Genomic DNA, 11,221 nt, shown 5'->3' on the forward strand with positions numbered 1-11,221 from the left:
TCGCCAGCCTTAACCGCCCGTCGCGGCACAGCTCATCGAACCACGCCGCCCGCTGCGCTTCACCATTCCCACTTTCCAGTCTATTCACACCGCCCCTTCGCCGGGTGGAGGCCGCGTTGCGCCCGGCGTTTAACGCGGCCAAAGGGAGAACACCATGAAAAAAACATCACTGTACAAAGCGATCCTGCCTGGCCTGCTGGCCATGGCCGTGTGCGGGCTGACGGGCTGGGGCCTGCTTGGCCTGCACGCCAGGGAAGCGCCGCCGGAAACCGCCACGCCCGTCCTCGTGCACCAGGGGGATGCGCTGCTGATACCGGAAAAATCGCCGCTTAGGCGATCGCTGGCCGTCGCCGCCGTTGTCGAACAGACCGTGGCGGTGCCGTTCACGCTGCCCGCCGTGGTGGAAGCCGATCCGGCCCGCCTGGTCAAGGTGCTGCCGCCGCTGGCGGGGCGCATCGTGCGCCTCAACAAACAGCTGGGAGACCAGGTCAAGGCCGGCGACGTGCTGTTCGTCATGGACTCGCCCGATTTCGCCCAGGCGACCGCCGACGCGGACAAAGCGCGCGCCGCGCTGACCCTGGCCACGCATGGCCTGGAGCGCCAGCGTGAACTCGATAAATCGGACCTCGCCGTGCGCCGCGACCTGGAGCAGGCGCAGAGCGATTTCGCGCAGGCGTCCAGCGAGGCGGCGCGTGCCGACGCGCGCCTGCGCCAGACCGGCGCCCGTGCCGGCGCCAACGCGGATGGCAGGCTGGCGGTGCGTTCGCCCATCGCCGGTCGTGTGGTGGAACTGGCCGCCGCCGAAGGCGCGTACTGGAACGACGCCACCGCGCCGTTGATGACGGTGGCCGACCTGTCCCGGGTCTTCGTCAGCGCCAACGCGCAGGAGAAGGATCTGGCGCGGTTGTATGCGGGCCAGCAGGCCAGCGTCAAGCTGGACGCCTATGCTGCGCCGCTCGCCGGCCAGGTGCGCTACGTCGGCGACCTGCTGGATGCCGATACCCGCACGGTCAAGGTGCGCCTGCCGTTCGAGAATCGCGATGGCCGCCTCAAACCCGGCATGTTCGCCGAGGCCACGCTGTCGTCGCAGCCGCACCAGGGCATCCTGGTGCCGATGGCGGCGGTGATCCAGGGCGGCTTTTCCAGCCGCGCTTTCGTCGAGACGGGGCCGTGGCGCTTCATTCCCCGTGAAATCAAGCTGGGCGTCCAGATCGGCCAACAGATCGAAGTGCTGGGCGGCCTGAAGGCGGGCGAGCGCATCGTCGTCAAGGATGGAGTGCTGCTCAATGATTGACCGTCTCGTTGCCCTGTGCTTCAACCGACGCGGCATCGTCGCGCTGATCTTCCTGCTGGCGACGCTGTACGGCGGCTACTGCTGGACCCAATTGCCGCTGGAAGCCTATCCGGACATCGCCGACACCACCTCGCAGGTGGTCACCCAGGTCAACGGCCTGGCCGCCGAGGAGGTTGAACAGCAGATCACCATTCCGCTCGAACGCGAGATCATGGGCACGCCCGGCATGCACGTGATGCGCTCGAAGTCGACCTTCGGCCTGTCGCTGATCACCGTGGTGTTCGAGGACGGCGCGGAAGACTACTGGTCGCGCCAGCGCCTGCAGGAACGCATCGCCGCCGTCAGCCTGCCTTACGGCGCGCAGCCGGGGCTCGACGCGCTGACGTCGCCGATCGGTGAAATCTACCGCTACACGCTGGAGTCGAAGACGCGCGACCTGCGCGAACTGTCCGAGCTGCAGCGCTGGAAGGTGATCCCGCGCCTGAAGCAGGCGGCCGGCGTGGTCGATGTCACCAACTTCGGCGGCCTGAGCACGCAGTTCCTGCTGGAGTTCGACCCGCTCAAGTTGTCCAAGTACCATCTGTCGCTGACGCAGATCACGCAGGCCATCGCTGCCAACAACGCCAACGCCGGCGGCAGCGTGATGACACGCGGGGAGCAGGGCCTGGTAGTGCGCGGGGTGGGCTTGATCCACAGCCTGGACGACCTGGGTAACATCGTCGTCGCGCAGAAGAACGGCGTGCCGGTGCTGGTCAAGGACCTGGGCGATGTCACCCTGGGCAACCAGGAACGGCACGGGGTGCTGGGCAAGGACCACGTGCCGGACACCGTGTCCGGCATTGTGCTGCTGCTGAAGAACGAGAACCCGTCGCGGGTGATCGCCGGCGTGCATGAGGCGGTGCGCGAGTTGAACGACCATCTGCTGCCCAAGGACGTCAAGCTGGTGCCGTACATGGACCGCAGCACCTTGGTCGAGGCCACCGTGCACACGGTCGGCAAGACCTTGATCGAAGGCGTGGTGCTGGTGACGCTGGTGCTCGCGCTGTTCCTGGGCAGCGTGCGGGCGGCGCTGATCGCGGCCGCGGCCATTCCGGTGTCGCTGATGATCGCCTTCGTCCTGATGCACCACTTTAAGATCCCGGCCAATCTGCTGTCGCTGGGCGCGATCGACTTCGGCATCATCGTCGATGGCGCCATTTTCGTGCTGGAGGCGGTGCTGCGCCGCCGCGAGGAACACTCCGAGGGCATCATGAGCGAGGAGGACGCGACCGGCGCGGCCCTGCAGGTGATGAAGCCGACCTGCTTCGGCATGCTGGTGATCATGGTCGCCTACCTGCCGCTGTTCGCTTTCCAGCGCATCGAGTACAAGCTGTTCTCGCCGATGGCGTTCGCGGTGGGCTTCGCGCTGCTGGGCGCCTTGCTGATGACGGTCATGCTGATACCCGGCATGGCCTACCAGGCTTTCCGCAAGCCCCGCAAGATCTTCCACAACCCGGTGCTGGGTTGGCTGTTGCCGCGCTACGAAGCGCTGCTGCGCCGCCTGGTTGGCAAGACGCGCCTGGTGCTGGCGGTGGCTTTGGCCACCTTGGCGGGTGTCATCGTCCTGGGCGGTTCCATCGGCCGCGACTTCCTGCCGACCCTGGACGAGGGCTCGATCTGGCTGCAGGTGACGCTGCCGCCGGGGATCTCGCTGGACAAGGCCACGCGGATGGCCGACGCGCTGCGCGAAGCCACGCTGAAGGAGCCGCAGGTGGCCCACGTGGTCACGCAGCTGGGCCGCAACGACGAGGGCACCGATCCGTTCACGCCGTCGCACATCGAATGCGCGGTGACCCTGCATCCCTACAGCGAATGGCCGTCCGGGATGGTCAAGCAGGACCTGGTCGACAAACTGGCGGCGCGCTTCCGCGAACTGCCGCGCATCGAGGTGGGCTTCTCCCAGCCGATGATCGACGGTGTGCTCGACAAGCTGGCCGGCGCCCACAGCGATCTGGTGGTCAAGGTGTATGGCGAGGATTTCCGCGAGACGCGCAAGCTGGCGGCCGCCGTCGAACATTTGCTGCGCGGCGTGCCGGGCGCCCAGGACGTGATCATCGACCAGGAACCGCCGCTGCCGCAGGTGCGCATCGACGTCGACCGCGCTGCCGCCGCGCGGCTGGGCATCAACGTGGCCGACATCATGGCGTTGATCCAGACGGGCATCGGCGGCAGCCCGGTGACGCAAGTCTACGTGGACGACCGCAGCTACGATGTCGCGGCCCGCTTCAGCGGTGCCACGCGCAACGATCCGCAGGCCATCGGCGACCTGGCGCTGACCGCCGCCAACGGCGCGCAGGTGGCGCTGTCGCAAGTGGCCCATATCGGCCTGGCCGAAGGCGAGACCACCATCACGCGCGAGATGAACCGGCGCCACCTGACCGTCCGCACCAATCTGCGCGGCCGCGACCTGTCGTCGTTCCTGGCGGAGGCCCGGGGCCGGATCGAGCGCGAGGTGCCCTACGACCACGCGCGCTACCAGATCACCTGGGGCGGCCAGTTCGAGAACCAGCAGCGTGCCCAGGCGCGTCTGGCGGTGATCGTGCCGGCGGTGCTGGCGCTGATGTTCGTGATGCTGTTCTCGGCGTTCGGCAATCTGCGCCAGCCGGGATTGATCTTGCTGGCGGTGCCGTTGTCGTTGCTGGGCGGGCTGGTGGCGCTGCAGCTGCGCGGCATGACCCTGAACGTGTCGTCGGCGGTCGGGTTCATCGCCTTGTTCGGCGTCTCGGTGCTGAACGCGGTGGTGATGCTGTCGAACCTGAACCGCTGGCGCGAACTGCTGCCGCACGATCTGCGGTCCGCCGTCATCAACGGCGCGCGCGAACGCGTGCGGCCGGTGCTGACCACCGCCACGGTGGCGGCGCTGGGCCTGGTGCCGGCGGCGCTGGCCCATGGTTTGGGCAGCGACGTGCAGCGTCCACTGGCGACGGTGGTCGTCGGCGGCCTGGTTACGGCGACGGTGTTGACCCTGGTCCTGCTGCCGGCCCTGTACTACCTGATCGAAGAATACGTCTCCCGGCGCCGGCGCCGGGATGGCGATGCGACCGTGCAAGCGGTCAAAGGAGAAGGCGCATGACGAAGATTCTCACGGTAAAAGTGGCCGCCATGTTGTCGGCGGCCCTTGTTTCCGGCTGCGCGGCCGGCCCCGATTTTGTACGGCCGGCCGCGCCGGCGGCGCAGCGCTACACCGCCCAGCCGCTGGCGCCGGAAACCGCCGCCACCCCGGTGGCCGGTGGCGCGGCGCAGCGCTTCGCCGAAGGGCAGGAGGTCCCGGCGCGCTGGTGGACCGCGTTCGGCTCGGACGATTTGAACCAGTTGGTCGACGCCGCGCTGGCCGCCAATCCAGACCTGGAGGCGGCGGAGGCGGCCCTGCGCGCGGCTGGCGAGAGCGCCGCCGCCCAGCGTGGCGCCTACTTCCCCGGCGTCGACCTGCACCTGACGCCGACGCGCCAGCGGATCGCCGATCCCTTGTCCAGCCCGACCGCGTCGGGCGCCAACCTGTACACGCTGCACACGGCGCAGTTGAGCGTCGGCTACGCGCCGGACGTCTTCGGCGGCGTGCGGCGCCAGGTCGAGGCGGCGGACGCCCAGACCGACGTGGCGCGCTTCCAGCGCGAGGCCGCCCGGTCGACGCTGATCGCCAACCTGGTGGCGGCGGTCATCGGCGAGGCGGCGCTGCGGGCCCAGCTCGACGCCACGCGCGAGCTGGTCGACATGGCGCGCGCGCAGCTGGACGCCGTGCGCAAGCAGCGGCGCGCCGGCCAGCTGGGCGCGGCCGACGTCGCGGCGCAGGAGGCGCTGCTGGCCCAGATGGAAGGTGGCCTGCCGCCGCTGGAAAAGCAGCTGGCCCAGCAGGGCGACCTGCTGGCCGTGCTGGCCGGGCGCCTGCCCGGCGAGGGCGTCGCCCAACGCGTGGCCTTCGACAGCCTGGCGCTGACGGACACCTTGCCGCTCAGCCTGCCGGCCCGGCTGGTGGAGCGGCGCCCCGACATCCGCGCCGCCGAAGCCCAGCTGCACGCGGCCAGCGCGCAGATCGGCATCGCGCAGGCGGCGCGGCTGCCGAATATCGCGTTGACGGCGACCCTGGGCGGCACGGCGCTGGACGCCGGCACGCTGTTCAAGGCCGGCGGCGGCTTCTGGAGCATCGGCGCAGATCTGCTGCAGCCGGTGTTCCGGGGCGGCACGCTGATGCACCAGCAACGCGCCGCCGAGGCGATGTACGAGCAGAGTGCGGCCCAGTACCGTTCCGTGGTGCTGGTGGCGTTCCAGAACGTCGCCGGGGCGCTGCACGCGATCGAGGCCGACGCCAAAACCCTGCAGGCCGCGTCCGCGACCGAGCAGGCCGCGCGCAAAAGCCTGACCATCGCCCGGCGGCAGTGGCAACTGGGCGCGATCGCCTATCCGGCCGTGCTGCAGGCGCAGCAGGCCTATCAGCAGGCGGCGATCGCCTTGATACCGGCGCGCGCCGCCCGCTACACCGACACCGTCGCCCTGTTCCAGGCCCTGGGAGGATAACCATGCAAATGCTCAATAATATCAATCTGGATTCGGCGCTCGACACGCTGGTCAGCCTGCTCGCCGCCTTCATCCTGGGCGGTTTGATCGGACTCGAGCGGCAGTACCGCCAGCGCACCGCCGGCCTGCGGACCAATGTGCTGGTGGCCGTCGGCTCGGCGATGTTCGTCGACATGGCCAACCGCCTGCAAGGCCATGACGGCGCCGTGCACGTGATCGCCTACGTGGTGTCCGGCGTGGGCTTCCTGGGCGCCGGCGCCATCATGCGCGAGGAGGGCAATGTGCGCGGCCTCAACACCGCCGCCACCTTGTGGGGCTCGGCCTGCGTGGGCGCGGCGGCCGGCGCCGATCTGATCATCGAATCGATGCTGGCGACGATGTTCGTACTGGCGGCCAACACCTTGCTGCGTCCCATCGTCAACAGCATCAACCGCAAGCCTATCGACGTCGAGTCGGTCGAGGTGACCAACACGCTGTATGTGATCGCCGAGCGCGAACATCAGAAGAAGGTGATGGCGCAGCTCGAGGAAGTGCTTGAGCGCGGCAACTATCCGATGCGCGACCTTAACGTCCACGCCTTCGGCCAGGACGAGGTGGAGCTCGAGGCGACGTTGACCAGTACTTCGGTCGACGGCGACGAGCTCGATGGCCTGGTGGCCCAGTTGCAGGCCCTGTCGTTTGTCCGGCAGGCGTTCTGGAGTCCGAGCACCACCGATTGAGCGCCCGCCGGATATCTGTGGTTTACTCGAACTGTATCCTGGTGATGTAGTAGGCGCTGTACGGATTGGCCTGCCCTTGCCAGCTGATGCCGTCTATCGTCTTGCCTTCGACGCCGAGTTCCTTGAGCGTTATCTCGACCTGGGTCCAGGTCTTGGCCTTGGGCTGGATCGCGACCGCCGATTCGACGGCCTTGCCGTCGACCGTGGCTTTGATCGACAACTCCTGGCCGCCGCTCACGCCGCCATTGATGCTGAAAGTGAGCTTGCTGTAGCCGGCGGTCGAAAAGGCGTCATGGTGCAGCGCCAGTGCCGTCCACGGGTCGCCTTCGACCTTGATCGGCTTGGCGCCGCCGATGGGCTTGGCCAGTTCGACCTTGGCCCAGCTCCAGTTCTGCCAGCCGTTCGCCAGTCCGTCGTCGTAGGCGACGAGTGGTTTGCCGAGCGCTTGAGCGAACAGGGACGGGGCCGGCAGCGATGCGGCCAGGCCCGCCACGGCGGTGAGGAAAGCACGACGTGTATGCATAACTAGTCTCCTTATAGGTATCATTTTTGTCTTTAAAATGTACCGCTGGGAAATCAGTTTTTCAAGCTAACCATGCATTTTCTTGCGTGTTTAGCGGGCGCCACGCAACGTTGTAGGGCACTCCCTACGCGTCTGTAAGCCTAGCCCGGAGGCGTGCTGGCGGCCAGGAAGACGCCTTTGATGTCGTCCAGTTGTTCGTCGATGGAGTAGGGCAGCGCCTTGGCCAGCAGGTCGAGCACGATGAGCGCGTTGATGGCGCCGTCGTCGTGGACCGCGTGCCGCAGCCGCTTGGCCATGGCGCTGTTGACGGTTTGCAGCGCCAGGTAGCGCCGCTTCAGGCCGTCAAGTTCCCAGTCCGGCGTGCCGCCTTGCCGGGCGAGAAAATACTGCCCCAGCAAATAGGTCGAGGCGGCCCGGTAAATGGTTTCCTCTTCGGACGCGAACGGTAGATGGAAATGCGCCATGGGCCGCAGGAAGGCCGCGTGCGGGCAGGCGCTGCCGGCCGCCAACAAGCCCATCAGCGCGCCGACGCCGCGCTGCACCGTGGTCACCTTGCCAACCTTGCGTTCCGGCGTCTGCACCCGCACCTCGACCTGCTCGTAGGAGCGCAGCTTGCCTATCATGGCGATCAGGGGGATGAAGCGCACCGCCATCGGACAGCGTGGCGTGGTGGCGGGGTCCAGCGGACAGTTGGGGCACTGCTCGAATTCCAGCGCGGTCCAGGCGGGGAGGTCGGCGGTCTCCGCTTCGCCGTCGGCGGACACCGCGCAGCTGGCGGTGGCGCCGTCGGGAAAGCGAAAGTGATAAAGCACATTCTGCATGGCCACTCCTGGGCGTCACATCGGGGCATGGTTGCATTCTGCCACGACAACCCGCCCGGAGGGCATTAAAGCGTGCTCAACGTCCCATGAAAGGAATCACACCGCACACCAGCGCGGCGGCCAGCATCACCAGCGAGGCGGAAATGGCCCACAGCAAGGTGTAGCGCTGGTGGTCGCCGAACTCGATCTTGGCCATCCCCACCAGCAGGTAGGTCGACGCCACCAGCGGGCTGAGCAGGTGGACCGGCTGGCCGATGATCGAGGCGCGGCCGATCTCTGCGCCGGTGATGCCATACACGGCGGCCGCCTTGGCCAGGATAGGCACCACGCCGAAGTAGAACGCGTCGTTGGAGATGAAGAAGGTGAACGGGATGCTAAGGATGCCGGTGACGATGGCCAGGTACGGTCCCATCCAGGTCGGAATCGCGGTGATCACGCTGGCGGCGATGGCGTCGACCATCTTGGTGCCTTGCAGGATGCCGACGAAGATGCCGGCGGCGAAGATCAGCGACACCACCGGCAGCACGTTGGCGGCGTGGGCCGTCAGGCGTTCCTTTTGATCGTCCAGCTTTGGATAGTTGATCATGATGGCGATCGCGAAGGCGATCATGAACAGCACCGGCAGCGGCAGCACGCCCTTGATGAGCATCCCCATCAGCAGCAGGGTCAGCCCGAGGTTAATCCAGATCAGTTTTGGACGCGCGGTTTGCGGATCGGTCAGGTTGATGTCGTCGTCGGAGCCGTCGGCGCCGTTGCCCGGCGCGCCGTGCAGGTGGACCACCTTGCTGAAGGCGGCGCCCTGGTCGGCGGCGACGTGGCGCGCGCGGCCGGCGATGCCGATCTGGCCGGAGCCGCCCATCGCGCCGTCCATGCCCATGGCGGCGTTCACCTGCTGCAGCTGGGCGACGCCGGTGTAGACCGGCTGCACACCGACGGCGTCGACTTCGGCGGCGACGGCCTTGGTGGCCTTGGCCGGCAGCAGCTCCACCACGCCGAGACGGTTGCGCTCTTTGCGGCCCAGGACGTAGGCGACGAACAACACCCAGCAAACACCGGCGATCATGGCCGGAATCATCGGCACGAAGATGTCGCTGACCTCCACGCCCAGCGCGCTGGCGGCGCGGGCGGTCGGGCCGCCCCAGGGCAGGATGTTGAACACGCCGCCGGCCAGCATGATCACGCAGGCCATGACCAGGCGGCTGATGCCCAGCCGCTGGTACAGCGGCAGCATGGCCGACACCGTGATCATGTAGGTGGTGGCGCCGTCGCCGTCGAGCGAGACGATCATCGTCAGCACGGCGGTGCCGACCACGATCTTCATCGGGTCGCCCTTGACCAGTTTCAGGATGAGCCGTACCACCGGATCGAACAGGCCGGCGTCGATCATGACGCCGAAGTACAGGATGGCGAACATCAACATGACGCCGGTCGGGGCCAGCTGTTTGATGCCCGCGAGCATCATCGGGCCCAGTTCACCGCCGAAACCGCCGATCAGGCCGAAGCCGATCGGCACCAGGATCAGCGCGACCATCGCCGGCAGGCGCTTGGTCATGATCAAAAACATAAAGACTACGACCATCGAGTAGGCGAGTAGGGTCAACATTTAATTCTCCTCAGTATCATCCACCGGCGTGATGGCTTGCCGGCGTTATAGTTTTTATGCATAAGCCGCATAAGTTCTGCGAATACTATAAGTGCCCCAAGCTTTCAATTCACTTTCAGTGCCGCAATCGTGCAGTGGCGGCCGCTCGGAAATAAGTGGCTCCCCGGAAATTTCACAACCGGCTTGGACAAAACCGGGTTTGATACTTCTCAACGCGGGGACGCGGATAGGGAACAGAATCCCCTTTGCGAGCGATGGGTTGCAGACAAAGGAGAGGGTGGAACATGAGCAAATATCCCGCCGAGCGAGCGCAGCAACTCGCCAAGATCGTCCACCGCGAAGGCGCGCGCGGTGACGCCGTAGCACATTTCAAGCAGCTGTTGACGCGGCTTGGCTATCACCCGGCCGGCAATCGAACCGACCTCTACGATGCCGACATGAAGCGCGCCGTGCGCATTTTCCAGGCCTACTTTCACCTGCCGGTAACCGGCAACATCGATGTCCGGACCCTGAAGCTGTTGCGCCAGCCCCGTTGCGGCGTGCGCGACATTCCGGAAGGCGTCGATCTGAAGGCGCTGTCGGACGCGCTGGGCAACTCGGGCGACGAGGAACAGGACCCGTTCACCTTCCGCTTCAACAGCGGGCCGTGGGAAAGCTACGACCTGCGCTACCAGGTCTACAACGGCTCGCCGGACCTGGCCACCGAGGTCGAGTGCATCGACGCGGCGTTCCAGGTCTGGGCCGGCGTCAGTCCGCTCAGCTTCACGCGCGTCGCCAACGCCGAGGAGGCCGACATCCGCCTCGGTTTCGAATCCGGCGACCACGGGGACGGCTCGCCGTTCGACGGCCCCGGCAGCATCGTCGCGCACGGCTTCTACCCGAGGACCGGGCTGGTCCACTTCGACGAGGCCGAGAACTGGCGCGACTGGCGGTTCGGCTCGGCCGGGGGCCAGGACCTGTGGAACGTCGCCATCCACGAGATCGGCCATGCCCTGGGGCTCGGGCATTCGAGGGAAGACAACGCGGTCATGTACCCGTTCGTCCAGAACGGCCAGCACACGCTGGCGGAGGAGGACATCCGCGGCATCCTGAGCATCTACCCGTTCCGGGCCGGCGCCGGCGCGCGCGCGAGCGTGGTCAACCTGTGGGCGTTCGCCGGCGGCACCGGTTCGGCGCTGGTCGACTTCGGCCGGCGCCGCCGCTTCCTGGCGTTCGGCCAGGCCACGTTCGTCGATTCGCTGACCGACTACGACCGCGACAACGCCTGCGCGCTCGACGTGTTCCGCGTCGATGGCGAACTGGTCGGCAATGTCGGTTTCGGCGGCGACCACCTGGGCACGAACGGCGCCCCGAGCAACCTGTTCCCGGGCGCGTTCATCGGCGTGGGGCGGACGGTGCAGTTTCGGTTGAGCACTTTCCATTCATCCGACCTTGAGGCATATGGCGTGGGCTGCGTGCTCGCGCTCGACTAAGGAGGTATCACCCATGACACACTATGCAATCGTTGAGGCGGCAACGGACAAGATCGTCCGGCTGCACTCCCACTACGTGTTCGGCAACGAGCAGCCCGTGACGTGCTCGGACGAGGAGTTGCGCGCCGCGATCGTCGAGCTGGGCGATCCGGCCAGATACGAGATACCGTCTTGAATAGCAAGCCCTTTCACCAAGTAATTGGAGTCGAAGGGCTTGCCGTTGTGGATCACGCCATAA

At 66.8% G+C, this 11,221-nt stretch carries 9 protein-coding genes; 6 read left to right on the plus strand and 3 right to left on the minus strand.

All coding sequences use genetic code 11. The annotated features are described in order from the left end of the window. The first annotated feature begins 154 nt into the window (after nucleotides 1-154). The 4 genes from AC07P1_RS32995 to AC07P1_RS33010 are packed head-to-tail and all read left to right on the plus strand — an operon-like array spanning nucleotide 155 to nucleotide 6,564. Nucleotides 155-1,294 (plus strand): efflux RND transporter periplasmic adaptor subunit, encoded by a 1,140-nt coding sequence (locus AC07P1_RS32995; RefSeq protein WP_494699818.1) that lies wholly within the window; start codon nucleotides 155-157, stop codon nucleotides 1,292-1,294. After that, the gene (locus tag AC07P1_RS33000) at nucleotides 1,287-4,406 is read left to right on the plus strand and encodes an efflux RND transporter permease subunit (RefSeq protein ID WP_494699819.1); all 3,120 of its coding nucleotides are present in this window, start codon (nucleotides 1,287-1,289) and stop codon (nucleotides 4,404-4,406) included. Before AC07P1_RS32995 ends, AC07P1_RS33000 begins: the two co-directional genes overlap by 8 nt. Continuing rightward, nucleotides 4,403-5,845 (plus strand): efflux transporter outer membrane subunit, encoded by a 1,443-nt coding sequence (locus AC07P1_RS33005; protein WP_494699820.1) that lies wholly within the window; start codon nucleotides 4,403-4,405, stop codon nucleotides 5,843-5,845. Before AC07P1_RS33000 ends, AC07P1_RS33005 begins: the two co-directional genes overlap by 4 nt. Before the next feature lie 2 nt (nucleotides 5,846-5,847). Beyond that, the gene (locus AC07P1_RS33010; protein WP_494699821.1) at nucleotides 5,848-6,564 is read left to right on the plus strand and encodes an MgtC/SapB family protein; all 717 of its coding nucleotides are present in this window, start codon (nucleotides 5,848-5,850) and stop codon (nucleotides 6,562-6,564) included. Nucleotides 6,565-6,586: 22 nt separating this feature from the next. Here AC07P1_RS33010 and AC07P1_RS33015 read toward each other — a convergent pair whose 3' ends face one another. From AC07P1_RS33015 to AC07P1_RS33025, 3 genes are all read right to left on the minus strand, one after another. Continuing rightward, nucleotides 6,587-7,087 (minus strand): hypothetical protein, encoded by a 501-nt coding sequence (locus AC07P1_RS33015; RefSeq protein WP_494699822.1) that lies wholly within the window; start codon nucleotides 7,085-7,087, stop codon nucleotides 6,587-6,589. 140 nt (nucleotides 7,088-7,227) lie between these two features. Then, complete coding sequence (locus tag AC07P1_RS33020) at nucleotides 7,228-7,908, minus strand: DUF6901 family protein (protein WP_494699823.1); 681 nt, start codon at nucleotides 7,906-7,908, stop codon at nucleotides 7,228-7,230. Nucleotides 7,909-7,984: 76 nt separating this feature from the next. After that, complete coding sequence (locus AC07P1_RS33025; protein WP_494699824.1) at nucleotides 7,985-9,511, minus strand: CitMHS family transporter; 1,527 nt, start codon at nucleotides 9,509-9,511, stop codon at nucleotides 7,985-7,987. A 284-nt stretch (nucleotides 9,512-9,795) separates the two neighbouring features. Between AC07P1_RS33025 and AC07P1_RS33030 the strand changes: the two genes are divergently transcribed. After that, a complete protein-coding gene (locus AC07P1_RS33030) occupies nucleotides 9,796-10,983 on the plus strand; it encodes a matrixin family metalloprotease (protein WP_494699825.1) in 1,188 nt (395 codons plus the stop codon). A 13-nt stretch (nucleotides 10,984-10,996) separates the two neighbouring features. Beyond that, nucleotides 10,997-11,158: a hypothetical protein gene (locus AC07P1_RS33035; protein ID WP_494699826.1), complete on the plus strand. Its 162-nt coding sequence runs from the start codon at nucleotides 10,997-10,999 to the stop codon at nucleotides 11,156-11,158. The last annotated feature ends 63 nt before the right edge of the window (nucleotides 11,159-11,221 follow it).

The sequence above is a fragment of the Duganella sp. GW821-FHT07F09 genome (assembly GCF_059418705.1).